The organism is Chitinophaga sp. (assembly GCF_017745275.1).
In the GTDB taxonomy this organism is placed as follows: Bacteria; Bacteroidota; Bacteroidia; order Chitinophagales; family Chitinophagaceae; genus Chitinophaga.
On the sequence record NZ_JAGHZS010000002.1, the window covers coordinates 331331 to 355380 of the forward strand.

23 protein-coding genes and 1 tRNA gene are annotated in these 24050 nt (G+C 45.4%); 19 read left to right on the top strand and 5 right to left on the bottom strand.

Annotated features, from left to right (window positions below; all coding sequences use genetic code 11):
* Positions 1-85 precede the first annotated feature (85 nt).
* The 11 genes from J7623_RS07055 (at position 86) to J7623_RS07105 (ending at position 8971) form a co-directional block, all read left to right on the top strand.
* Positions 86-433 carry a nuclear transport factor 2 family protein gene (locus tag J7623_RS07055; protein ID WP_291918972.1) on the top strand — a complete coding sequence of 116 codons (348 nt, stop codon included), beginning with the start codon at positions 86-88 and terminating at the stop codon, positions 431-433.
* Between the two features lie 40 nt (positions 434-473).
* The gene (locus tag J7623_RS07060; RefSeq protein ID WP_291918974.1) at positions 474-914 is read left to right on the top strand and encodes a carboxymuconolactone decarboxylase family protein; all 441 of its coding nucleotides are present in this window, start codon (positions 474-476) and stop codon (positions 912-914) included.
* A 262-nt stretch (positions 915-1176) separates the two neighbouring features.
* Positions 1177-1956 carry a DNA-3-methyladenine glycosylase gene (locus J7623_RS07065; RefSeq protein ID WP_291918976.1) on the top strand — a complete coding sequence of 260 codons (780 nt, stop codon included), beginning with the start codon at positions 1177-1179 and terminating at the stop codon, positions 1954-1956.
* Between the two features lie 9 nt (positions 1957-1965).
* Positions 1966-2451 (top strand): methylated-DNA--[protein]-cysteine S-methyltransferase, encoded by a 486-nt coding sequence (locus J7623_RS07070; RefSeq protein WP_291918978.1) that lies wholly within the window; start codon positions 1966-1968, stop codon positions 2449-2451.
* Positions 2452-2682: 231 nt separating this feature from the next.
* Entirely contained in the window at positions 2683-4098 is a 1416-nt protein-coding gene (locus J7623_RS07075) for a pyridoxal-dependent decarboxylase (RefSeq protein WP_291918980.1), read from the top strand.
* Complete coding sequence (locus J7623_RS07080; RefSeq protein WP_291918981.1) at positions 4091-5011, top strand: EamA family transporter; 921 nt, start codon at positions 4091-4093, stop codon at positions 5009-5011. Before J7623_RS07075 ends, J7623_RS07080 begins: the two co-directional genes overlap by 8 nt.
* A gap of 125 nt (positions 5012-5136) precedes the next feature.
* The gene (locus J7623_RS07085) at positions 5137-5577 is read left to right on the top strand and encodes a GNAT family N-acetyltransferase (protein ID WP_291918984.1); all 441 of its coding nucleotides are present in this window, start codon (positions 5137-5139) and stop codon (positions 5575-5577) included.
* A 131-nt stretch (positions 5578-5708) separates the two neighbouring features.
* Positions 5709-6272 (top strand): NUDIX hydrolase, encoded by a 564-nt coding sequence (locus J7623_RS07090; protein ID WP_291918986.1) that lies wholly within the window; start codon positions 5709-5711, stop codon positions 6270-6272.
* Positions 6273-6292: 20 nt separating this feature from the next.
* Positions 6293-7114 carry a 23S rRNA (guanosine(2251)-2'-O)-methyltransferase RlmB gene (rlmB, locus tag J7623_RS07095; protein ID WP_291918988.1) on the top strand — a complete coding sequence of 274 codons (822 nt, stop codon included), beginning with the start codon at positions 6293-6295 and terminating at the stop codon, positions 7112-7114.
* A gap of 24 nt (positions 7115-7138) precedes the next feature.
* Positions 7139-7990: a hydroxymethylglutaryl-CoA lyase gene (locus tag J7623_RS07100; RefSeq protein ID WP_291918991.1), complete on the top strand. Its 852-nt coding sequence runs from the start codon at positions 7139-7141 to the stop codon at positions 7988-7990.
* Positions 7991-7999: 9 nt separating this feature from the next.
* Complete coding sequence (locus J7623_RS07105) at positions 8000-8971, top strand: GSCFA domain-containing protein (protein ID WP_291918993.1); 972 nt, start codon at positions 8000-8002, stop codon at positions 8969-8971.
* 111 nt (positions 8972-9082) lie between these two features.
* Here the strand turns inward: J7623_RS07105 and J7623_RS07110 are convergent, their stop codons facing one another.
* Complete coding sequence (locus J7623_RS07110; protein WP_291918996.1) at positions 9083-10552, bottom strand: MFS transporter; 1470 nt, start codon at positions 10550-10552, stop codon at positions 9083-9085.
* A gap of 223 nt (positions 10553-10775) precedes the next feature.
* Here J7623_RS07110 and J7623_RS07115 point away from each other — a divergent pair, with 223 nt between their 5' ends.
* Positions 10776-13046, top strand: coding sequence for a patatin-like phospholipase family protein (locus tag J7623_RS07115; RefSeq protein ID WP_291918998.1), 2271 nt, complete (start codon positions 10776-10778; stop codon positions 13044-13046).
* A 92-nt stretch (positions 13047-13138) separates the two neighbouring features.
* On the opposite strand, the gene J7623_RS07120 is transcribed toward J7623_RS07115, so the two are convergent.
* The gene (locus tag J7623_RS07120) at positions 13139-13735 is read right to left on the bottom strand and encodes a tRNA-(ms[2]io[6]A)-hydroxylase (RefSeq protein ID WP_291919000.1); all 597 of its coding nucleotides are present in this window, start codon (positions 13733-13735) and stop codon (positions 13139-13141) included.
* 78 nt (positions 13736-13813) lie between these two features.
* On the opposite strand from J7623_RS07120, the gene J7623_RS07125 reads away from it, so the two are divergent.
* The 5 genes from J7623_RS07125 (at position 13814) to J7623_RS07145 (ending at position 19453) form a co-directional block, all read left to right on the top strand.
* Positions 13814-14929, top strand: a complete 1116-nt coding sequence (locus tag J7623_RS07125; protein ID WP_291919002.1) for a pyridoxal phosphate-dependent aminotransferase family protein — start codon at positions 13814-13816, stop codon at positions 14927-14929.
* Positions 14930-14981: 52 nt separating this feature from the next.
* Positions 14982-17408 (top strand): penicillin acylase family protein, encoded by a 2427-nt coding sequence (locus J7623_RS07130; protein WP_291919004.1) that lies wholly within the window; start codon positions 14982-14984, stop codon positions 17406-17408.
* A 78-nt stretch (positions 17409-17486) separates the two neighbouring features.
* Positions 17487-17559 (top strand) — tRNA-Lys (locus J7623_RS07135).
* Positions 17560-17822: 263 nt separating this feature from the next.
* Entirely contained in the window at positions 17823-19058 is a 1236-nt protein-coding gene (locus J7623_RS07140) for a site-specific integrase (protein WP_291919006.1), read from the top strand.
* Between the two features lie 200 nt (positions 19059-19258).
* Positions 19259-19453: a hypothetical protein gene (locus J7623_RS07145; protein ID WP_291919008.1), complete on the top strand. Its 195-nt coding sequence runs from the start codon at positions 19259-19261 to the stop codon at positions 19451-19453.
* Positions 19454-19625: 172 nt separating this feature from the next.
* Here the strand turns inward: J7623_RS07145 and J7623_RS07150 are convergent, their stop codons facing one another.
* Positions 19626-20249, bottom strand: coding sequence for a hypothetical protein (locus J7623_RS07150; RefSeq protein WP_291919011.1), 624 nt, complete (start codon positions 20247-20249; stop codon positions 19626-19628).
* A 19-nt stretch (positions 20250-20268) separates the two neighbouring features.
* Positions 20269-21453: a hypothetical protein gene (locus J7623_RS07155; protein ID WP_291919013.1), complete on the bottom strand. Its 1185-nt coding sequence runs from the start codon at positions 21451-21453 to the stop codon at positions 20269-20271.
* Between the two features lie 917 nt (positions 21454-22370).
* Between J7623_RS07155 and J7623_RS07160 the strand changes: the two genes are divergently transcribed.
* Positions 22371-22706, top strand: coding sequence for a helix-turn-helix domain-containing protein (locus J7623_RS07160; protein WP_291919015.1), 336 nt, complete (start codon positions 22371-22373; stop codon positions 22704-22706).
* A gap of 14 nt (positions 22707-22720) precedes the next feature.
* Here J7623_RS07160 and J7623_RS07165 read toward each other — a convergent pair whose 3' ends face one another.
* Positions 22721-22954 (bottom strand): helix-turn-helix transcriptional regulator, encoded by a 234-nt coding sequence (locus tag J7623_RS07165; RefSeq protein WP_291919016.1) that lies wholly within the window; start codon positions 22952-22954, stop codon positions 22721-22723.
* A 401-nt stretch (positions 22955-23355) separates the two neighbouring features.
* On the opposite strand from J7623_RS07165, the gene J7623_RS07170 reads away from it, so the two are divergent.
* Complete coding sequence (locus tag J7623_RS07170; protein WP_291919020.1) at positions 23356-23853, top strand: hypothetical protein; 498 nt, start codon at positions 23356-23358, stop codon at positions 23851-23853.
* The last annotated feature ends 197 nt before the right edge of the window (positions 23854-24050 follow it).

The window sequence follows — 24050 nt, forward strand, 5'->3', positions numbered from 1 at the left end:
TAATCTGTTATGCTTTAATATTCGTTATTCTGTATCTGTTTTGGTTATGTTGTTTGCTGTTATTTTGTATCCACAAATCGCTAGTATGACAGTCGTAAAACAAGTGGCTAACACTTTGGTACAACTATGCCGGGAGTGGAAATTTCCGGAAGCACAGGCCACACTTTTTCATGAAGACGCAGTAAATGTAGAACCAGATGGCCGTATTGCCACAGGATTGCCGGCCATCATGGCCAAAGAACGCCTGTTCCTCGATAATATTGAGGAGCGGCACCTGCTCGAAATATCCGATCCTATTGTGGCAGACGATTACTTTGCCATACAACTGCTGATGGACGTAACAATTAAGGGGATAGGGCGACGAACGAGAAACGAGTTATGTATATATCATTTGAAAGAGGATAAAATTATCCGCGAACAATTTTTCTACTAAAATTATTTACCAGATCACTTCAAACTAAATTAATACCATCATGGAAGAAAGAATGGACCTTTATAAACTGGTGCCCGGTTCACTGAACGCTTTATTGGCGCTGCAGGATTTTATCAATGGCCTGGGACTGGATAAAACCTTGTCTGAGCTGGTTAAAATCAGGGCTTCCCAGATCAACGGCTGTGCTTTTTGTTTGAACATGCATACCAAAGATGCCCGTAAAATGGGGGAAACCGAACAACGTATCTATGCCTTGAATGCATGGCATGAAGCGCCTTACTATACCGACAAAGAACGTGCAGCCCTGGCGCTCACGGAATCGGTTACCCTGGTAAGCTCCACGCATGTGCCGGACGACGTGTACAACGCAGCGGCAGCGGTATTCACACAACAGGAAATAGCGCAGCTCCTCCTGGCCATTTCGATGATCAACACCTGGAACAGGCTGTCGGTGGCAGCACGGAAACAACCATTAGGTTGATTCTTTCACGCAGAGACGCAAAGGAGCAAAGAAAATTTATATAAAACATGCTCCTTTGCTCCCTTTGCTTCTTCGCGTGAAAAAACAGCAAGAAATCGCAGTTATCGCAAGCGGGCGTTGCGTAACTTTGCGTATGGCTTTGCAAAAAATATGGATTCCCATTCATGAACCGCAGCATTTTTCATTCGAGGAGTGCCTGCGGTTCCTGGGTAGATCAGATAGAGAATGCTTGCACTATATACAGCAGGGAAAAGTGCAACGGATGTTATTATCAGCAGGAACTCCGGTGGTAGTGGAAATAGGACCTGCACCCAAACCGGAATACCTCGAAGTAACGGTGCTGGCACCAGTAGGCGGTGAGGTAGCGGAAGAACCGATTAAACAGTTTATTACCCATTGGTTGCACCTGGATGCCAGTTTGCAGCCTTTCTACGATTACACCAACACTGATCCGTTGTTAAAAGGCCTTGCGCAGGAATATCATGGCCTGCGATTGATCGGTATGCCGGATTTGTTTGAAGCCATTACCTGGCCTATTATCGGCCAGCAAATCAACCTGGCGTTTGCGTATACGCTGCGTCAGCGCTTTATTACCCATTTTGGATACCATGCGGTGGTAAACAACACCGATTTTTATTTGTACCCGCATCCGGCCGTTATTGCCGCACTGGAGCCGGAAGTACTGGCCCCCATGCAGTTTTCCCGTAGTAAAGCCAAATACCTGGTGGAAACAGCCCGGCAGATGGCCAGTGGTTACCTGAGCGAAGCGGTTTTAGATGAGATGAGTTATGAAGCCGCGTTGGAAAGACTGGTATCTATCAAAGGTATTGGTAACTGGTCGGCTAATTATGCATTGATGAAATACCGGCGTTTCCCACAATCTGTACTACTGGAAGATGTTGGTTTGCAGAATGCTATAAAAAATAGATTAAATTTGGAAAGTAAACCTTCCATGACCGCCTTAAAGGAATACACCCGGCCCTGGAAGGAACATGCGGCATATGCCACTTTTTATTTGTGGAGGTCCTTATTACCCCAATAGACTATCAGCATGGAAGAAGGAGTATATCATTTACGTATAGACACCCCCGTTGGACCGCTGTTGATTAGCGGCACTACCGAACATATCAATGCCGTATCCTTTACGGACGCACCGGCGGTTGATTTCCCGCAGGCCCCCGCTTTGTTGCTGGATTGTGCGCAGCAGTTATATGAATACTTTGCCGGCGAGCGCAAAGTGTTTGATTTGCCGCTTTCACAGGAGGGCACCGATTTCCAGCAAACTGTGTGGCAACAACTGTTAGCCATTCCATTCGGCCAAACCATTTCTTATCAGCAACTGGCCCGTCGTATTCACAATCCTAAAAGTATTCGCGCCGTAGGTACTACCAATGGCAAGAACCGGCTCGCCATTATCGTGCCCTGCCACCGGGTAATTGGCGCCAATGGAACGCTTACCGGTTATGCCGGCGGCATCTGGCGCAAACGCTGGCTGATAGAACATGAGCGGATGGATTTGTTTACGGGGTTGCTGTGAAGAAGCAGAAAGCAGAAAGCAAAAAGCTATTGTAGCGAGTGACCAAAGGATGGTCCTACGCTTTAAGCACTCGCGACAATAGCTTTTTGCTTTCTGCTTTCTGCTTTCCGCTTTCCGCCCTTCCCAATCTGATATCCTCGAAATTTACAAAACTGCATCTGTTTTAGCATTAATAATTATCTCAATTTTGATCCTGAATTACAACCGATCACATATCAACGTCGTGTAACCATGGATTTGAAATTGCAGGATGATCTGAAACATACAGATCAGCTTTTACAGTTAACCAAAGATTTCAGTAGCAAATTTTTGTCTTCTATCGATAAACTGGCCGCCGATAAGCAGGTGACCATCAACAATCGTTTATCCCTGCCCGATAAGGGATTAGGAGGCGCTGCTACCCTGGAAATGTTCCGGCAACAATATGGCAACAGTATTACCGCGGCCGCAGGGCCACGCTACTGGGGCTTTGTTACCGGTGGGGTAACTCCTGCTTCATTGATGGGCGATTGGCTTACCGCCGCCATGGATTTGAATTCATCGGATAAAAGTTCTGCCGCTTTTTATGTGGAAACGGAAACCATCGCTTTACTAAAAGAATTATTTGGGTTGCCGGAAGCATTCCTGGGCTGTTTTACAACAGGTGCTACCATGTCGAACTTTACCGGCTTGGCGGTAGCGAGGCAGTGGCTGGGGCAACAGTTGGGGATAGATGTAGCTGCAGACGGACTGGGAGCATTAGGTACCCTTAAAGTATTGTCCGGGACGCCGCATTCCAGTATCAGCAAAGCAATGTCTATGCTGGGCATCGGCCGGAATAACCTGGTTCGTATAGCCGTTCCCGAATGCCGGGAAAGTGTGGACATCGCCGCATTGGAAACGTACCTGCAGGAAAACAATGGACCTTTTATATACGTCGCTAATGCAGGTACTGTGAATACCGTCGACTTTGACGATATCGCCGCATTGGTAAAGCTGCGGGATAAGTATAACTTCTGGCTGCATGTAGACGCTGCCTTCGGTGGATTTGCAGCCTGCAGCGATCAGTGGAAACATTTGCTGAATGGCTGGGAGCAGGCAGACAGTATTACCATCGACGCACATAAATGGTTGAATGTACCTTATGATGCCGCCATGATTTTTTGCCGGCATCCGCAGTTGCAATCAATGGTGTTTCAGAATGCCGGCGCTGCTTACCTGGGAGATCCTTCCACCCAATTCAATTTCATTAATTATATACCTGAAAACTCGCGGCGGAACCGTGCCTTACCAGCCTGGTTTACACTAATGGCCTACGGCAAAGAAGGATATCGTTCGCTGGTAGAAAATAATATTACACTGGCGAAACAGCTCGGTAGCCTGCTGGAAGAGGATGCGAATTTTGTATTGCTATCGCCGGTAAGACTCTGTGTGGTTTGTTTTACGCTGAATGTAGCTGTGGCAGACGAAGCAGAAGCTGTAACAGAATACCTGGATCTGCTGAATGCCTCTGGCGTAGTATGTATGACGGCCACCAGTTATGATGGACGGCAGGCCATTCGCGCGGCATTGGTGAACTGGAGAACCAGTGAGAAAGATGTTACCATGGTGTATCATACCATGAGTACATTGGCAGAAAAAATAGTGAATAAATATACTTATGCGTAAAACAAGGACAAATGCTTACATCGCGCTTGCCATTGTAAGTATTTTTTGGGGAACCACCTACCTGGCTTCCAGCGTAGGGGTGAGGCACATGCACGGCGTGATGCTGGCAGGCATAAGACAGGCGACAGCCGGATTTTTATTAACGGGATTCTTTTTATTACGTGGATATAAGCTGCCCGGAAAATTGGTATTGTCGAAGTTGTTTATCATTGGTACCCTCATGCTTTGTGGCGGCAACGGGTTGCTTACCTGGGCCATGAAATTTATTCCCAGCGGATTAGGCGCCATCATTGCGGCCACCATTCCCATCTGGATTACCATTACCAGCTATTTCCTGGTACAACGTACCCGGCTTAGTTTACAGCTGATCATTGGTATGATCCTCGGCTTTGGCGGTGTGGCGGGTATCTTTTATAATTACCTGTCGAGTTTAATGAACCCGGATTTCCAGTTTGGCATCCTCATCGCCTTTGGATCCTGTATTTTCTGGGCATTGGGATCTGTACTTACGGCAAAGTGGGCGCTGGGAGTGAATTACCTGTATGGTGCCGGCTTCCAGATGTTTTTCAGCGGTGTAATTATGTTGCTGGTAGCTACCTTCTTCCTGGGGCAACGTATTGAGGTTAGCACGTTTACCACAGACCTGTGGGAAAGCTTGTTGTACCTGGTGTTGGTAGGATCGGTGTTTTCTTATTCCGCGTATGTGTTTGCGTTGAATAATCTGCCACCGGCGCAGGTATCTATTTATGCTTACATCAACCCGATAGTAGCGGTGTTACTGGGATGGCTGATTTTACATGAGCAGTTGACGTGGTTAACAGGTATCTGTTCGTTGATCACTATTGGCGGTGTTTACCTCGTGAATAGCGCAATTAATAAGAATAAGAAAAGTCTTGCCACGACTACAAAATAGTAATAGCTATATTTTTAAGGTAGAAGTTAATAGTCAGATGTTCACCCCGGTGTTTACCGGAACGGACATCTTTTCTTTTGTTAGGGAAATGCGTTAAATTGAGGAGGCATTTAATAAAATATTTTATGGAAGTTATTCAGGCAACGGAGTTACACCTCAACGAAGTAGCGGTTTTATTTGATGCCTACCGCAGTTATTATGACCAGGCCCCTGATTTCAAAGGTGCACTTAATTTTATTACAGAAAGAATTACTAAAAAAGACAGCGAAATATTTGTGGTATTGGAGGGAGATGAAATTGTGGGTTTTACCCAGCTGTATCCCATTTTCACGTCAATTGGCATGAAGCGGGGCTGGCTGCTGAATGATTTATATGTGCTGGATGAACACCGCGGTAAAGGTGCAGGCAAAGCGCTGATAGCTGCGGCAGCCGCACATGGTAAAAAAACAGATGCCGCCTGGCTGATGTTACAAACCTATATTGCCAATACGAATGCGCAGGCGCTTTACGAGAGAGAAGGGTTTATAAAGGATACTAATTCTTTTTACTATTATAAGTCACTATAGAGAAATTACGAATTACGAATTACGAATTACGGATTTGTGGGTAGATGGTAAACGCGAAGACTACCTTCGCTTATATCTACTCACAAATCCGTAATTCGTAATTCGTAATCCGTAATTCGTAATTTCACTCTATGGATACAACGAAAAACCCCTGGACCATTCATTCCAGGGAAACGAAATATGATAACAACTGGATCAGCGTCTGGCATCATGAAGGACTGAATCCTGCAGGCACTCCGGGTATTTATGGGGTGGTGCATTTTAAGAATGTCGCTATAGGGGTAGTGGCGCTGGATGCAGCTATGAATATTTACCTGGTGGGGCAGTACCGTTTTCCGTTGCAGCGCTTTAGCTGGGAAATCCCGGAAGGTGGCGGTCCGCATGGAGAAGATCCGCTGGATGGCGCCAAAAGGGAGTTACTGGAGGAAACGGGATTAGTAGCGACGCATTGGGAAGTCATTACACGGATTGATCTTTCTAATTCCGTATCAGATGAGGAAGGGGTGGTGTTTTTGGCCAGGGGGCTGGAACAACGCCAGGCAGCGCCGGAGGAAACGGAGCAGTTATATATAAAAAAAGTGCCTTTTGAAGAAGCCTACCGGATGGTGAAAGACTTTGAAATCACAGATTCCTTATCTGTAGCAGCCATACAAAAAGTGAAGCTCATGAGCTATGAGGGCTTATTAAACAAATAAACCCGTTACCTTTGCAGCACATGGAAAGGAAATTTAACGCTTTCAGAGGTGAAAGAAGAGATGGCCACAGTGGCCCGAAAAAATATGCTACACAGCGGCCTAAGCAGTCGTCAATGATCATTGGCCGGCAGCCTATGCTGGAGGCTTTGAACTCCGGCAGGTCAATAGAGCGCATCTATATGCTGCGCACAGCTACCGGTGATAATATCCCACAGATCAGAGAATTGGCGCAAACCAATAACATCCCGGTAAATTATGTACCGGTGGAAAAACTCAATGCACTCACGCAGGCCAATCACCAGGGAGTAGTGGGTATTGCAGGAAATGTGACCTACCTGGATTTGCAGGATGTGATTTCTCACGTGATAGACCAGGGTGAAACCCCGCTGTTCCTGATCCTGGATGGCATTACCGACGTGCGTAATATTGGCGCTATTGCCCGTAGTGCGGTATGTTGCGGCGCACAGGCCATCATCATCCCGGACAAAGGCATTGCAGCATTGAATGAAGAAGCGATTAAATCCTCCGCCGGCGCCCTGGAAAAAATTTCCGTTTGCCGGGTAAATAGCCTGAATAAAGCCATTGATACCCTGCATCTCAACGGTATTAAAGTAATGGCGAGTGAAATGGAAACCGAGATAAAGCTGTACGACTGCGATCTGAAAGAACCGGTAGCGGTGATCATGGGATCGGAAGACAAGGGCGTATACCCTGCATTGATCAAGGCTTCCGATGTACTGTTCCGCATACCTATGGCCGGTAACTTCGAATCATTCAACGTATCGGTAGCGGCAGGCATTATCTTGTACGAAGCACTGAAACAAAGGACCGTAAATAAATAAGACTGGTACCGCAAATGGTTTGTTATGCTAAAATTAATTGAATGCCCGCGCGATGCGATGCAGGGATGGCACCGGATGATCAGCACAGATGAGAAGGTGGAATACCTGAACGCTTTATTAAAAGTTGGTTTTGATACGATTGATTTTGGAAGTTTTGTATCTCCCAAAGCCATTCCTCAAATGGCAGATACAAAAGAAGTAATACCCCGGCTCGAATTATCCGGTACGCATAGCAAGCTGCTGGCCATTGTAGCCAATTTGCGGGGAGCTGAGGAAGCAGTGGTATTTGATGAAATTAATTACCTGGGCTTTCCCTTCTCCATATCAGAAACTTTTCAATTAAGGAATACCAATAAAACCATCGCGGAATCCCTGGAGCAGGTCCATTCTATGCAGGAACTCTGTATCAAAAACCGGAAGGAGCTGGTGATATATATTTCCATGGGATTCGGGAACCCTTATGGGGACCCGTATAGCCCGGAAATTGTATTACAGTGGGTAGCGGAAATGGTGAAGATGGACATCGGTATTATTTCTCTCGCCGATACGGTGGGCGTAGCAGATCCTGCTACTATTGCCGGTTTGTATAAACACCTGATCCCGGCATATCCGCAGGTAGAATTTGGCGCACATTTTCACGCGGCTCCTCAGAACTGGGAGGAGAAGGTAGCCGCAGCCTATGCACAAGGCTGCAAACGCTTTGATAGCGCTATTAAAGGCATTGGCGGTTGTCCGATGGCTAAAGATGAGCTGGTGGGCAACCTGGCCACGGAAAATATGCTGGCGTTCTGCTCGCGACACAAGGAACCGGTGAGCTTATCACTGCATGCCTTTGCGGATGCAGAGCGACTGGCAGATGCCGTTTTTAAAGATTAACTGTCATACATGCAATTTCATTTGAATTTTCCGGTAGCACCGCTTTCTACTGATATACAATACCAGCAGGAGTTGTTGCTGATGGGTTCCTGTTTTGCAGAAGAAATAGGAGAGAAGCTGCAGGAGCACCGGTTTAATACCCTGATCAATCCACACGGTATTTTATATAATCCACTCAGCATCACCAACGCGCTGACGAGCTACCTGGATGGTAAAGTATACACCCAAGACGATTTATTTCAGCATAACGATACCTGGCATAGCTGGGACCATCACAGCCGTTTTACCGGCATAACGCCGGAAGCTACGCTGGACAATATCAACCAGATGCAGGCGGCAGCGGTGCAGTCGATCGAAAATGCCGACTGGCTTATCTTAACGCTGGGTTCTGCACATGCTTACGTACTGAAAGAAAATAACCGCATGGTAGGCAACTGTCATAAAGTGCCTGCCGGTAACTTCTACAAGCGTTTGCTCACTGTAGATGAAGTAGTAACCGCATTGGATAACGTGATGCATCGCCTGTTTTTCCGCAATAAGAAAATTAATATACTCTTTACCGTTAGCCCGGTACGATACATCCGCGATGGAGTGGTGGAAAACAACCTGAGTAAGGCAGTGTTGCTCCAGGCCGTACATCATCTTGTTAATAAATTTAACCGCCTTTTTTACTTCCCGGCATATGAACTGGTGATAGATGATTTACGGGATTACCGTTTTTATAAAGAAGACCTTGTTCATCCCAACGAACTCGCCATCAACTATGTGTGGGAGCAGGTAGTGAAGGCTTGTATCAGTGAAGATAGCCAGGCGTTATTACACCAGATCGCAGATATTAACCGGGCAGCCGCGCACCGGCCTTTTAACCGTGAAAGCATCCAGCATCAACAGTTTATGCGCACGTACGCGAATAGAGTCAATGCGTTGATGGAAGCGCACCCGGAGTTGAAACTCGGTGATCTGCTTGAACATTTTCGTTGAGCATAAAGCAGAAAGCATAAAGCAAAAAGCTATTGTAGCGAGTGACCAGCGCGTATATATAATTCGCAAAGATCATCCGCTACAATAGCTTTTTGCTTTATGCTTTCTGCTTTATGCTTCTCCCAGTGGCACCCCTCTTTTATCTTTCAGACAAATCATCCCTACAACAAAGCAAATGACCGCAATACCAATCGGATAAATCAATCCTGCCAGGTGATTGTTGGTATTGGTCACCAAAATGGTGGAGATCGTAGGTAATAAGCCCCCGAATACGCCATTTCCGATATGGTAAGGCAGCGACATAGAGGTGTACCGGATGCGGGTGGGAAATAGTTCTACCAGGAATGCCGCGATAGGCGCGTATACCATGGTCACAAAAATAACCTGTATGAAGATGAGCAATACCAGGCAGGCCACATTGAAATTACTCACCGTCAATTCTTTTTTATCGCCGGTTTCTTTCAGGGTGCTGCCATCAGAGTAGCTGTGAACGCGGGTGGTTTTAGTGATCAATTCGCCGGCGTCATTTTTGGCGGTATTGCTTTCAATTTTAAACAGTTCGGTTTGTTCCGTTTTTAGTTTTACGTTACCGATGTTGTCCATAGCCCAGTAAATGGGATAGTAAGCCAATGCCGCTACCAGCATGCCGGTGAGCATGATTTTCTTGCGCCCGATACGGTCGGACAGGGATCCGAAGTAAATGAAAAACGGTGTGCCCAACAGTAATGCGATGGCAATGATGACATTGGATTGTACAAATTCAATGTTCATTGTTTTTTGTAAGAAGGACAACGCATAGAACTGACCGGTGTACCAAACAACGCCCTGGCCCATGGCGGCGCCGAATAAGGCGATGGCCACCAGTTTCAGGTTTTCTTTGTTGGCAAAGCTCTCCTTGATGGGATTGCTGGAGGTTTTACCTTCCTTTTTCATTTGCGCAAACAAAGGAGATTCGTGCAGGCGTATCCGTATATAATACGACATGATCACCAGTAATACTGATAACAGGAAAGGAATACGCCAGCCGTAGTTATTGAAATCGTCCGGCGACATGAGCATACGGGTTACCAGGATGACGCCCAGTGATACAAAAAGTCCTAGGGTAGCCGTGGTTTGAATGAAGCTGGTATAGTAACCCCGCTTGTTGTCGGGAGAGTGCTCTGCCACATAGGTGGCCGCACCGCCGTATTCACCACCGAGTGCCAGTCCTTGCGCGAGGCGGAGCAGGAGCACCAGTATAGGCGCCAATACCCCGATGGTGTGGTAGCTGGGAATAAGGCCAATAGCGAAGGTAGATCCGCCCATGATGAGGAGAGTGAGCAGGAACGTGTATTTACGGCCTACCATGTCTCCCAGGCGTCCAAATACGATGGCCCCAAAAGGGCGTACAATAAATCCCACCGCAAAAGTAGCCAGCGTGGCGATATACGCCAGTTGTGGATTGCTGGGAGGAAAGAACTTTTCGGCAATGATAGCCGATAAGCTGCCGAAGATGTAGAAATCGTACCATTCAATGAGGGTGCCTGCTGAGGAGGCCATGATCACCTGCCAGATGTTTTGCGTGGGGAGCGAGTTTTTCATACGTGTTAATTGTAGCTGTTAGCCTTTAGCTATTAGCTTTTAGTCTTACTTTTTTGTTATCAGTTTTTTGGATGATAGACTGTTAGAGATGTCTTTCGTATTAAAGGGGAATAAGATAATGAATATTTATCTCGGGAGCAAATGTTAGGGGAAAAAACTATGGTGTTGCCCCATCTTTAATGTCGATAATGCCTTATCTTTAATTACGGGCCAATTATTTACCATGAAGCAGGGATTATCCGTTTACATCAGCAAGGTAATATGTTTATGTCTGTTAGCTACTATCCTTTCCCACTATACCGTGGAGGCTCAGCAAACAATCAGTAACAGACCGAAAGTAGGCGTAACGCTTAGTGGCGGTGGCGCCCGCGGCCTGGCGCATATTGGTATCCTTGAAGCCATCGATAGCGCCGGTCTTAAGGTAGACCTCCTCACGGGCACCAGCATGGGCAGCATTATTGGCGGCCTGTACGCGATGGGATATTCCGGTAAACAAATTGAAGCCGCCGCCCGCAAACTGAACTGGAATAGTTTATTTACCAACCAGCCCGTACTCAATGATATTTCCTACGAAGAAAAAAGAGAATACGCCCGGTATATCATTGAAATTCCTTTTGAATATGGTAAGCCCAAACTGGCCTCCGGCGTTATCTCCGGAGAGGCGTTGTGGTTAGAGTTAGCGAAACTTTGCTGGCCGGTAAAAGATGTCAAGAAATTCGAAGACTTCAGCATCCCTTTTAAATGTATAGCCACCGATGTAGCCACCGGCGAGATTGTAACACTCGACAGCGGGGAGATTGTAACGAGTCTCCGTGCCAGCATGGCCATTCCGTCGATATTCACTGCCGTTAAAATCGGTAACCGCAAACTGGTAGATGGCGGCGTGGTGCGTAACTTCCCAGTGATCACCGCCAAAGATATGGGCGCCGATATTGTGATAGGTTCCAATGTAAGCGGTGGTTTGCGCAAAGAAGATCAATTACTCACTCCTTTTGATATCCTTTACCAGCTTGGATTTTATAAGGATGCAGACGATTTCAAAAAAGCCATCACCAAATGTGATATTTATGTTCCGGTTAATAAAGAACTGGAAAATTATTCCGCCGCCAGTTTCGGGAGTGTAGACTCTATCATTGAAGCCGGCCAGCGAAAAGGGCGGGAATTATACCCCGTATTTAAGCACCTGGCCGATTCACTTAATGCCCTGTATCCACAGGAACCCTTTGTGGCCGAGCGTTTACCTTTCCCGGCAGATATAGAAATAAGCAGCATCCATGTAAGCGGTTTGGTACACTCCGACCAGAAATTTTTCCTGCAACGGCTGCACCTCAAGCCCAATGGCTGTTATACTTCTGCTCAACTGAGAAATGCTATTTTGAATGTATACGGTACCCGTTTTTATAAACTGATCACCTACAACCTGGTGCCGGAAGGATATGGTAAAAGCCGCATGGATATTACAGTGGAAGAGAACCCGCTTACCTATGTGAAGGTAGCGTTGAACTATAATACATTGACCGGCGCCAATGCCATCGTGAACCTGACACAACGAAATTTCATTATACCCAACTCCCGCTCTTTTGTAAGAGTAGCCATCAGTGAAAATCCGCGGCTGGAAGCCCAATACTTCAAATACCTGGGACGTAGCCGCGATTTTGGATTTGGAATGAGCACCTATTACGAGAATAATGGTCTTACCTTCTATGACGACGAGTTTGCCCGGCTACAGCCTTATCGCAGCAAATATGCCAATGCGAATATGGATCTGCAGTATATGATCAGCCGGGATATGTCTGTTGGCGCGGGTACCCGTTGGGAGTACATCAAGTTTAAACCGCAGTTTTCCAACTTCACCGATGTACGTGGTAGTACCAACCAGTTGAATACCTATATCTCGTTTGGCATAAATTCCCTGAACCAGAGAATTTATCCTACGAAAGGTTTGCAGCTGGATTTTGAGGCGGGGTATGTTTATAATCAACATTCCGGTATTAAAGTCAGCTCTGGCGGTCATGAGATGGACCTGGACAGCTTAGGTGTTCGCTTCGATGACTACCAGCGGTTTGTGCTGAATATGAAATATTATATTCCGACGGGGCGCAAGTCGGCCCTGGAACTGGATGGTAACATCGGCTATAACCTGCATTATAAAGAATCTGTTGTAAATGGCTACGTGGTGGGAGGTATGAATAATGTGATGCGTAACCAGGTGCCTTTTGTTGGATTATATGAAGGAGAAGTAATTACGCCGAAAATAGCGGCAGTGCAGGTGGCGTGGCAATATGAATTTATCCGCAATTTATATGCGATCCCACGAGTAGGTACCGCGGTATATGATGGCGAATTTACAGGAGGCAACCGTTATAAATACCTGACCGGTTATGGGTTGGGAGCTGGCTATAGCAGCCGCTTAGGGCCTGTTGAGGCAACCGTGATGTACAGTGATCAGCCGGGAAGGTTGAAGTTCTATGTCAATATGGGATTTAATTTTTGAGCTTTTAGCAGTTAGCTTTTAGCTTTTAGCAAATGCAGCGGAGATTATCATATGTTGATGTTCGCTGCATTTGCTAAAAGCTAAAAGCTGTTTCAGTGCATTCTATCTCCGCGTACTTCAATATTTTCGAGGATATCCGCTTCCATTTTCAACCACTCCTGCCAGCGGTTTCTTACTTTTTCTTCGGGGAAATATTCGTTGGCAAGATCGATAAAGAGGCGGTAGTGCCCCGCTTCCGAGATCATGAATTTACGGTAGAACTCCCGCATGTATTCATCTTCCAAACCTTCACTCAACAAACGAAAGCGTTCACAGCTGCGGGCTTCGATGAGTGCAAATATTAGCAGGGCGTCGAGGAAGCTGTCGTCAGCATGGCCTCCTTTTACGCGACGTTCCATCAGGGCATTTACGTAGTCATCTTTCCGTTGGCGGCCCAGCGACAAGCCACGTTTCTTCATTTCTGCCAGTACCTGCCGGAAATGGCCCCATTCTTCCGTAACAATGGGTGCCAGTTCTTCTACCATACGGGTTCTTTCCGGGTTGCGCTGGATCAGGGAAATGGCAGAAGAGGCAGCTTTTTGTTCACAATAGGCATGGTCTGTAAGAATGTCCTGTAGTGAAATAGCCGCCAGGTTTACCCATCGTGGGTCTGTTGGTAATTTTAGTCCGAGTATAGATACTTTGCTCATTTGAAATAGCTGTTAGCGGGTCGCTTTTTTGCGAAGATAACGGCAAAGTTTAAATTGTGCATGGCTAAAAACAGATCTATGCGTAAGGATGATGCTTCTTTTTTAATACCGCTGTTGGATGAACGCCGCGCGCAGCAATCGTTTCGCGAGTTGCGCCTGCCTGCAGGCAAAGTGGATTTTTGTTCCAACGATTACCTGGGCCTGACCCAAAATGCCGCTGTGCGCGCCGATATCCACCGGTTAATTGAAGAACGGCATCCGGCGCATGGCAGCACCGGCTCGCGTTTGCTGGCAGGGAATTATGAGTGGGCGATGTCTGTAGAAAAAGACCTGGCTGCTTTTCACCAGGCGCCGGCAGGACTGCTGTATAACTCCGGCTACGACGCCAATCTCGGCGTGTTTTCGTGTGTAGGCAGGAAAGGCGATACGATTATTTATGATCAGTTGATACATGCCTCTATCCGCGATGGGGTGCGGTTATCGGCGGCACAGTCGTTTTCTTTTTTGCATAATGATCTCGCAGACCTGGAGAAAAAAATAAAAAACGCAACGGGGAATATCTTTGTGGCCGTAGAATCCGTGTATTCCATGGATGGGGATATGGCACCGCTCACCGCCATGGCGGTCCTTTGCGGTCAATACGGCGCCCACCTGATCGTGGATGAAGCCCATGCCACGGGCGTTATCGGCAACAGGGGAGAAGGGCTGGTGCAGCAACTCCAACTCACTGATGCCTGCTTTGCCCGCATCCATACTTTCGGAAAGGCAGTTGGTTGTCATGGTGCCGTGGTGCTGGGTTCGCAGCTCCTGCGCGATTACCTGATCAACTTCTCCCGATCCTTTATCTATACCACCGCATTGCCTCCAGCCGCGTTAGCAGCCATAGAAGCCGGTTATGCAGCTTTCCCGTATATGCAGGCGGAAAGGGCGCAATTACAACAACTGATTCATCAGTTTCAAACAGGCCTGCCGGATAGGGAGTTGTTACCCAGCACCACACCGATACAGGCGGTACTGATCCGTGGTAATGAACGCACCCGGCAGATCGCTGCCACGCTGCAGCAGGCAGGGCTGGATGTGCGTCCTATCCTGCATCCTACGGTGCCTAAGGGCGCCGAACGACTGCGGATTGTGCTGCATAGTTTCAATACTGCCGTCGAAGTAAATGAGCTGATAAAAGTATTAACGGCATAGGCGGTTATGAATCAAATTTGATGTATTTTACATATTACATCCGATTTGTAATATGAGACTCATTCCCGCTATCGTCACCGCCGCTGTTACCTTATCGCTTACTTACGCTTTCAGTCATAAACTGGGACAAATACCACCACTGGGCAAATTGTTAAGTCCGCAGACAGGCTTCTGGCAAAATGCTGAACCTATTGGTGATTTTCCCCGTGAACAACTGGTATTACCGGGGCTCACCGGGAAAACAGAAGTATGGTACGATGACCGCATGGTGCCGCATATATTCGCGGAAAATGAAGCCGATGCTTACTATGTACAAGGATATGTGACTGCCCGTGATCGTCTCTGGCAGATGGAACTACAAACCATGGCGGCTGCCGGCCGATTATCCGAAATACTCGGTCCTAAGCTGATCCAGTATGATCGTAAGCAACGTCGCCTTGGCATGGTATACGCTGCAGAAGGCGCTGTGAAAAAGATGATGGCCGACCCGGACACCAAAACCGCTATCACCAGCTATGCTGCCGGTATCAACGCCTACATCGCCACACTTACGCCGGCTACCTATCCCGTAGAATATAAAATCCTGGACTATAAACCGGAACAGTGGGATGTGATCAAATCCGCCCTGCTGCTGAAATACATGGCACATGACCTGTCAGGCTTCTGTGATGATCTCGAATTCACCAATGCCCGCCGCCTCTTTTCCATGGAGGATTTCAACCTCCTCTACCCGGATTTTCATGATGCCACCGACCCCATTATTCCCAAAGGCACCGCATTTGCCAAAGCCTCTGCTAAAGCCATTGCACCACCCGACAGCATACTGGCCGCCGATGCCGCCTTCATGAAATTCAAAATGGATAAGCCAGATCCGGCCAATGGCAGTAACAACTGGGCCGTAGCAGGCAGCAAAACCCGCTCCGGTGCGCCCATCCTCTGCAGCGATCCCCACCTGGGATTATCATTGCCCTCACTCTGGTACGAAGTACAAATACATACACCCAATATGAACGTATACGGCGCGTCATTACCCGGCGCTCCCGGCGTCATCATTGGCTTCAACGATCATATTGCCTGGGGCGTTACCAACGGCGAAGAGGATGTGAAAGACTTTTACCGCATGCAGTTCCGCAACGGCGTCAGCGAATATCTCTACAACGGCAGCTATCGCAAAGCTGACTTGCGCATAGAAGATATCAAAGTTCGCGGCGGCGCCACCATACACGACACCGTGGCCTATACTGTATTCGGTCCCGTTATCTTCGACAACACTTTCCCCGACAAAACTTCCGGTCAAACCTTCCTCGCCATGCGCTGGAAGGCCCTGGACCCCTCCAATGAACTGGCTACCTTCAATAAGCTCAATAAAGCCCGTAATTACGACGATTACGTAGCTGCCATCACTACTTTTACCTGTCCCGCCCAGAACTTCGTATTTGCCGATAAAGCCGGCGATATCGCTATCTGGCACAACGGTCAATATCCACTGCGCTTTAAAGATCAGGGTAAATGGATCATGCCCGGCACCGACAGCAGCTACGCCTGGCAAGGATTTATTCCACATGAAGAATTGCCGCATATAAAAAATCCCGCCCGTGGCTTCGTGAGCTCCGCCAATCAACGCGCCACCGATAGCACCTATCCATACGCATTGTACGGAGAGTACGACCTATACCGCGGCGCACGCATCAACGAACGGCTCGCCGCCATGAATGCCATCACCACCCTGGATATGCAGCACCTGCAAAATGATGATAAAAATCTTTTTGCCGCCGCCGCCTTACCCATGATCCGGCAACACATCGACAGCAGCTCTTTCACCGCCGCAGAGCAGCCTTACTGGCAACTGCTCTCTTCCTGGGATTGCATGGCCACACCCGACAGCAAAGCAGCTACCATCTTCAACAACTTCTGGAGCCGCCTGGAAGATACCATCTGGCAGGATGAGTTGAAGCCTAAAGACACCACTATTCTTGCATACCCGCAAGCCATCACCACGCTGCAATTGCTATTACGTGATACCACTTTCCATTTCATCGATAACATCAACACACCGCAAAAAGAAACGTTGTCGCAGTTGATGCACGGCGCTTTTATCGCCACCGTCAAAGACATGGCAGAACTGAACAAAGCCGGCAAACTGGAACTCGGCAAAGCCCGTGGCACCGATATCAACCACCTCTCCCGCGGTATCCCTGCCTTCAGCGCACAACACCTGAACACCGGCGGCGGACAACATATCGTAAACGCTACCAAGCAAACCCACGGCCCTTCCTGGCGCATGATTGTACAGCTCTCTGATAAAACAGAAGCACTCGGCATCTATCCCGGCGGACAAAGTGGAAATCCCGGTAGCCCGTTTTATGATAACAGTGTAAATGACTGGGTCGCTGGCAAGTATTACCAGTTGCGCGTATTTAATCCATCAGAAAAAGATGACGCTGTAATCCGCTACAAGGTGGTGTTTACGGGGAAGTGAGAAAAATAATTTCAACAAAATTTGGTAGGAATTGAATAATTACTATCTTTGCACTCCGTTAAACAAACGGGGTGATAAGATTCCCTAGCTCAGTTGGTAGAGCAATACACTTTTAATGTATGGGTCTTGGGTTCGAGTCCCAAGGGGATCACGAAAGAGAGTAAAAAGAAATACTCTTACGTAATTAAAACCTTGTAGAAGCTGATTCTACAAGGTTTTTTTGTTTTTGGTGGTAATTGTGTGAAAAGATAAGTAACGATAGAAAAGTGAGCGTTGAGGTTAGCAACAGAATCATTAAATTGTGCTAACCGTCACTGGCCTTAAATGCTATACTGTATTGCGTTTGACCAATGTTAAGTGATGTCAGGATAAGTGCAATTGAAACAATTTTGGTTAACTAAAAACAAATGGTGTATGACCAGTTTTTCTGTTCTTTTCTGGCTCAACAAGAGCCGTACTAAAAACAATAAGCCCGCTATCTATCTTCGCGTCAGTGTAGGCGGCAAACGTGCAGAACTTTCCACGTATCAGTATGTAACCCCGGCGTTATGGAATGCCTCCGCCCAATGTGTTAAAGGAAATTCCGAAGAAGCACAGGCGATCAACCGACAGTTACTCACCCTGAAAGCCAATCTACACAAACATTACAGCCTATTAGTTGCATCTGGTAAACCGGTAACCGCTGCTGCTGTTAAAAATTCTTTCGCCGGAATTACGGAACACTCCCGGACTTTATGCGAAGTGATTGACTTCCATAACCGCCGGTTTGCGGAGAAAGTAAAAGCCGGGAAGAAGTCCGGGCGCACACTGAAGCGCTTTGAGATTACTAAAGAAAAGGTGATCGCCTTCCTGAAAGCCCAGTACCATGCATCAGATAGACCGATTTCTGATATTCGTTTTTCTTTTGCCCCGGATTTTGAACATTTCCTCACTACCGTGCAGGGAATAGGCGCAAACACTGCTATGAAGTATGTGAAGATTTTAAAACAGATGCTCAAATTGGCCGTAGATCAAGGCTGGTTGGTCGTTAGTCCGTTGGCAGGGTTTAAATGTACCTATGAAGATCCGCAGCGAGAGCGGCTTACCATGGACGAAATTATGTCCCTATATAATAAAGAGCTGATCCCACGATTGGCAGAGGTGCGCGATATTTATCTATTCTGCTGCTTTACCGGCTATGCCTACACAGATGTACTGCATCTTACACCAGATAACCTTGTGATTGGCATCGATGGTGAAAAATGGATCGTGAAGGATAGAGAGAAAACCCAAACAGCGGAACGGGTACCGCTGCTGCCTATTCCGTTGGAGATAGTAAACAGGTACAAGGAATCCCCGTATTGCCTGTTATACCGCCGTCTATTGCCGGTTAATAGCAACCAACGGTATAATGCCTATCTACAGGAAATAGCCACGCTATGCGATATTAAAAAGCATTTAACGACACATACCGCGCGGCATACTTTTGCTACCACGGTGACGCTGGAAAATGATGTGCCGATTGAAACAGTGAGCCAGATGTTAGGGCATAAATGTATCCGTACAACGCAAATATACGCGAAGATCACGCAGCAGAAGGTTAGCAATAATATGCGGGCGTTACGTGATCGGTTGGCTGCTCCTGGAGTAGAATTGCAGCGGATTGTTTAACCTAGTGTCGCTGCCGCGGGCTTGTGTCTTATGTTCAGATGTTTTTTTGCAACGGTAGAATATTGCCGGACTGCATCAGACAAACATCTGGTCATAAGGCACTTTTTTGTTATATTGAGACAGTTAATAGTCGTGATCAGAAGATCACAATACAGATAAGTGGTGTACCCTGTCTTAATTTGTTATCACAAATATTGTCTATGAATATTCTGCAAAAGGCACTTGGCGCAATATTCCCTCCGTATAAATTTAATATAATAGGAATTGAGCAACGGCAGTTACTTAATGCGATTATCTATGCTTTACCGCCAGAGTTTACAACCATAAGGGAGAAAAATGTTTCAGGAAGGGTGTATGTCTCAGTGCTGGTTGGTATTAGAACAGCAAAAGATTGAATGAACTGGCGGATAAAAGTAATTTTGTTGGAATCACTCGAAAGATCAATGGAGGGACCAACGGGCTTTCCTTACGGCGGTCTTTTGGGAGCGAGCGAAGAAAGTATTAAGCAATTATAGTATTTAAAAATAACACCCGGATTAATCCGGGTGTTATTTTTAAATACTATAATTATAACATGAGATCATGATGAGGCGTTCGTATCTCAATGGAATAGTCTTCAAAATCGTGTACAGATTTAGTCTTGTAAATATGTATTAGTGTGACAATGAATTTTAAAGTTGGATCTACTGTTGGTATTCTTGTTCGTGTTAAGAAAAGAGTGTTTTCATCGTTTGCATCCCACATTAGCAGATCCACTTTTCTGGGTTCGTTAATATCGCTATAGTTTTTTACACCGGGAAGTCCAAATTGAGTGTTTAGGATTTCTTCAATCGCATATTCTTTGTCATCAACAAAAAGAAATATATTATTGATAATTTTATTTTCATTTGTTGAAACAATAATAATGGGTATTGTGACTGATGAACTTAATGAATAGGACGGTAATTTTAGGGCATAAAAAAAGCTGTCATTAGGGCATGTAACAAATAAGCTCTTATCCTTGAACGAACTAAAGGGTATTATATTCGGTGCATCCAGAATATTCATTCCTAATTTAATATCATTTACGCCCCATTCAGTTATCCTGACTTGTGCCATAGATTTATTTGCTACTATTGTTATAAGAAAAAATGAAATGCAAATCTTTCTGTAAAGATAAACATAATCTGAAAATGGTTTTATAATTTTCATCTAATATGGAGGTTGTAAACTATAGTAATCCATCTGGACAATCGTAAGACGCTGGGTATACTGGAGCAGTGAGATTCATAGGTGGAATAGTGGTTACACGCCCTCCCCATTTTCGCATGTATAGATCCATTTGTTCAAGATAATACGCGCTCAAATCTACATTTGACAACCCTGGATTGCTTTTCCATCTTCTGAATGCTGCTGCCATTGCCGTTCTTTCTGCGTCGGCTGCAATTTTAGCCGCTTGTATACTACTTATGCGCCCTCTTATTGCATTTAGAATCGGGAGTCCAAAATAAACTGGAACGCCCGGTGCGGTTGCTGCTATCCACCTTGGTGTGCCGTTAGTTGGTATGATTTTCAATTGTAGACCGGTTACGCCGCAGGATTGCCAGCCGCCACCGTCTGCATCCACTGGGATTACTTGTGTAAAACCAAATGAAGAAAAACAAAGGTCGGATACTTGCGGCGGTACTTTACTATTAATGTATATGAAAGTGGTGTCTCTATCTGGTCCCGAAGCAGCACCACCACCACCGCCACCGCCACCTGATCCGGTTGTACCATCTCCAGTACATGACTGTATTGTGTATATATAGTTACAGTTCCATGGGCCGTCATTAGTTGAAACACAATCATACACATCAATGTTTGAACATTGAATAGGTGATGCTGTTTCTGTGTGTAAAGCTGAATTATATGAAATGGATCTATTAGCTCTAAGCCAATTATTTTTCTGAATCTTATAACCTCGTAAATAATCACCATTCCAAGCTTCGGCAGTTATCGTACCTGAAAATTCTTTTTCAGTATATTTCTTGTTTAAATATGTACTATCTGGGATTTTTGTAATTACCTCTGCATGAATTTGTTTTTTAGAATCTTTGTATGCAAGCAGAAATGTTAAGTTTTCCATGGGAACATGGATGTGATAGTCATCTAACCTTGTATACAATGGCTGGGTATAGGAAAGTGGGACTATAATAATATCCCCGAAAAGTTCTGTATTCTGAATAATAGCCTGGTCCCATAACGCTGTCTTTAATGGTATTTTGGAATTGGATACCAACGGGATATTATCAATGTAATGTTGAGCTTCCGAAATGAAATCCTCAGATTTTTGATGTTTGGAATTTTCATTATACTTTTTACAGGCAAATAATATGGAAATGCCTACAAGCGCAAATAGGTGTTTTCTTTTCATTTTAGGGGTTTTAAGGTAGTTTGTTGGGATTATGGATAGCTTATCTATAGATATGATTAACAATCACGTAAATAGAGACATCGTAAATGTAATATTAATAAGGATAGCTAACAAATTTAAGTTATTGAATTGTTTAGATAATTTATTTTATACAAAGAAGTTGCGAGATTCAGTATATATACTTATTTTGTAATAAGTATATGTGCTTGGTGAAAAGCCTTTCACAGGAGGCGTAAAAGCTATTGCAATCTACAATTGCTATCATTTTCTAGTTGAAATTACGATGTTAGTAATGACTCCCCATACTTTTGCCCAAACGATTTTTCCAATTCCGGATAATCCAATTCCAATATTCGAAATATTTGCGGATCGATTTTGGACGTTAGATTCAACTTGGTTAGATTATGCGAGTGCCAATACTTCATAATTACAGAATGTATTGGTCTGGTAGAATTACGGATAGCAGCCCAGCTGAAGGAGAAAGGTGTCCGCCCCGATTAGAAGTTTTGATTGCTTTACCAGCTAAGGTGGGAAAGGTTGTCCATGTAGTCAACTGTGGACCTAAAAAGGGTCTAGTTTTTTTGGTTGTTTTCTGCTTGGCAAAATTTGCAAGAGAACAGGTTGGGTACAAGCTGCATTTTTGGGCGTTTTCCCTCCGAAGTTTGGCGCTGATTTTACTCCTTTAAAGGGGTAAAAGTTGTTAGTTAAGGTTTAATTAGTTTCGGATAATAATTCCACGCTTCGCTGGAACCCGCAAGATGTACGGTTGTATCACAACCGGGATTTTTGAAGCTTCTCCTCCTAAGTCGGGAAGCGGTTTAACCTATGGCAAAATTCGCCTAGGTCAAGGTTATTGTTGTGTGCTTAATTATTTTTGAACTGTTAACCGAATATAAAAAACATTAAAAAGCAAGTGTATGAATGAAAATGTGAACAATGAAAATGCTATGCCCCCCTCGTCGTTTCCTTTTGGCTCTGACCAATTCTGGCAACAAGTAAGAGTAATAATCCGGGAAGAATTATTTGCAGGAAAGGACTGTCCTACGAAGATTGTTAATGAAGCCAGTAGTTTACTTCACAAGCCTGTCTATAAGATCACGGAAGTATGCGACTTATTTCAGATAACCCGGCAAACGTTGTATGATTGGATAAAGATTGGTAAGTTAAAGCGCTATAAAATTAGATCGCGTGTTTTCTTCTTGAGAGATGAAGTCTGGAAGCTATTTCAGCAGGAAAGTAACACCGAGAAGTAGATCCGTAAAGTATGTTATCCCGTGAAGCCAAAATCGAATAGTTCCTTGGGATGCACATCAAGCCCTTTTGCCAGGGCATAAATTACCGATAGCGTAGCTGCATGTTCCCCATTAATTACGCGATAAACCTGTTTGGTTTCAATATTGCCATGGGCAGCAACCTCTTCTGGGGTCTTTTTCTTAGACTCCAGAAGTTTTTTGAAGTTTTGACCGAAAGCCGTTATATATGCCTGATTCTTAGTTTTCACGTGCTCAAGGTCCGTAACCGGTCAAAAATAAAATTGTCAAATTTGACAAAATTGAATTTATTTATTATTTTAGCATTTAGAATATACTTTTGCGATTCTTCAATACAAGATATTGTAAGCAATTCGCTTTTTAAGTCTCGCTTTTGAAACCTGAGAATCTTCAATGCCACGAGACGATGAAGTGGATGGCTCGCGTTCGTGCGCGGGCCCACTTTTTCGTGGTATGGGCTTCTCAGGGCCTCAAAAGCGAAGGGTGGGTACCGCGCTTTTTTTGTGCCTAATCTTCGCATCCGCTTTTCATAAAACATATACCTGATAAAAGGTTTTTTCAGCTCTAATCGACTGGAAGGGAATTGTACTGCCCGTTCAGAACTGTTTCTATTCACTTTAAATATTCAGTTATGGAGAATCTACTAGACATTTTAGACCAAATTATGGCGTGTGGTACTTCGGATGGCTTTATTGGGCTTTTCGAGTATGAGCTATCCAACGTCATCAGCAGTCATGCTGCTGACCGCTGGACAGGGAGCCAGCGGGCCGATTTTATGACGTTTTGCGCTTTGTTCAGAACCAATACCATTGCAGCTTTTAATATCCGTGATGCGCTGCGAAGAAATGGGGTGGGGGACTTAACACCAGCATTGATCACTGAACTGGAAAGTGACCTTTATGAATTATCGAGTTTTCAGTCGGGTATTGAATTGCATGATTTAGAAGCTGCATTGGATCAATACATCGCCATCCTGGTTGATGGGGATACCGGTATGGATGGAACGGTAGTCGCTATTACAGGCAACTATTTCAAGGCTTTTTTTCTTACGCTCCATTCATTAGACATAGAAGAACGTATCAACAACATAAAATTGAATAACGCTAATCTTTCAAACGTCATTTTATGAGCATTAAATCCCAACCAGTAAACATTTTACTCGAATTACATACTACATTTTCTAAACTGCCGGTACTTTTTAGAGAGCGTGTTTGTGAGGAGTGTAATTATAGTACTCCTACTTTCTATAGAAAAATGCGTGGAATGGATAGACGTGTTGAAGGAAAGCTGGTGCAGGCATTAAGCAGGGCAGAGAAGGAAAAGATA

Coding starts and splice junctions, on each gene's coding strand:
- J7623_RS07055 (WP_291918972.1), top strand. CDS start 86: ATGACAGTCGTAAAACAAGTGGCTAACACTTTGGTACAACTATGCCGG.
- J7623_RS07060 (WP_291918974.1), top strand. CDS start 474: ATGGAAGAAAGAATGGACCTTTATAAACTGGTGCCCGGTTCACTGAAC.
- J7623_RS07065 (WP_291918976.1), top strand. CDS start 1,177: ATGTTATTATCAGCAGGAACTCCGGTGGTAGTGGAAATAGGACCTGCA.
- J7623_RS07070 (WP_291918978.1), top strand. CDS start 1,966: ATGGAAGAAGGAGTATATCATTTACGTATAGACACCCCCGTTGGACCG.
- J7623_RS07075 (WP_291918980.1), top strand. CDS start 2,683: ATGGATTTGAAATTGCAGGATGATCTGAAACATACAGATCAGCTTTTA.
- J7623_RS07080 (WP_291918981.1), top strand. CDS start 4,091: ATGCGTAAAACAAGGACAAATGCTTACATCGCGCTTGCCATTGTAAGT.
- J7623_RS07085 (WP_291918984.1), top strand. CDS start 5,137: ATGGAAGTTATTCAGGCAACGGAGTTACACCTCAACGAAGTAGCGGTT.
- J7623_RS07090 (WP_291918986.1), top strand. CDS start 5,709: ATGGATACAACGAAAAACCCCTGGACCATTCATTCCAGGGAAACGAAA.
- rlmB (WP_291918988.1), top strand. CDS start 6,293: ATGGAAAGGAAATTTAACGCTTTCAGAGGTGAAAGAAGAGATGGCCAC.
- J7623_RS07100 (WP_291918991.1), top strand. CDS start 7,139: ATGCTAAAATTAATTGAATGCCCGCGCGATGCGATGCAGGGATGGCAC.
- J7623_RS07105 (WP_291918993.1), top strand. CDS start 8,000: ATGCAATTTCATTTGAATTTTCCGGTAGCACCGCTTTCTACTGATATA.
- J7623_RS07110 (WP_291918996.1), bottom strand. CDS start 10,552: ATGAAAAACTCGCTCCCCACGCAAAACATCTGGCAGGTGATCATGGCC.
- J7623_RS07115 (WP_291918998.1), top strand. CDS start 10,776: ATGAAGCAGGGATTATCCGTTTACATCAGCAAGGTAATATGTTTATGT.
- J7623_RS07120 (WP_291919000.1), bottom strand. CDS start 13,735: ATGAGCAAAGTATCTATACTCGGACTAAAATTACCAACAGACCCACGA.
- J7623_RS07125 (WP_291919002.1), top strand. CDS start 13,814: ATGCGTAAGGATGATGCTTCTTTTTTAATACCGCTGTTGGATGAACGC.
- J7623_RS07130 (WP_291919004.1), top strand. CDS start 14,982: ATGAGACTCATTCCCGCTATCGTCACCGCCGCTGTTACCTTATCGCTT.
- J7623_RS07140 (WP_291919006.1), top strand. CDS start 17,823: ATGACCAGTTTTTCTGTTCTTTTCTGGCTCAACAAGAGCCGTACTAAA.
- J7623_RS07145 (WP_291919008.1), top strand. CDS start 19,259: ATGAATATTCTGCAAAAGGCACTTGGCGCAATATTCCCTCCGTATAAA.
- J7623_RS07150 (WP_291919011.1), bottom strand. CDS start 20,249: ATGAAAATTATAAAACCATTTTCAGATTATGTTTATCTTTACAGAAAG.
- J7623_RS07155 (WP_291919013.1), bottom strand. CDS start 21,453: ATGAAAAGAAAACACCTATTTGCGCTTGTAGGCATTTCCATATTATTT.
- J7623_RS07160 (WP_291919015.1), top strand. CDS start 22,371: ATGAATGAAAATGTGAACAATGAAAATGCTATGCCCCCCTCGTCGTTT.
- J7623_RS07170 (WP_291919020.1), top strand. CDS start 23,356: ATGGAGAATCTACTAGACATTTTAGACCAAATTATGGCGTGTGGTACT.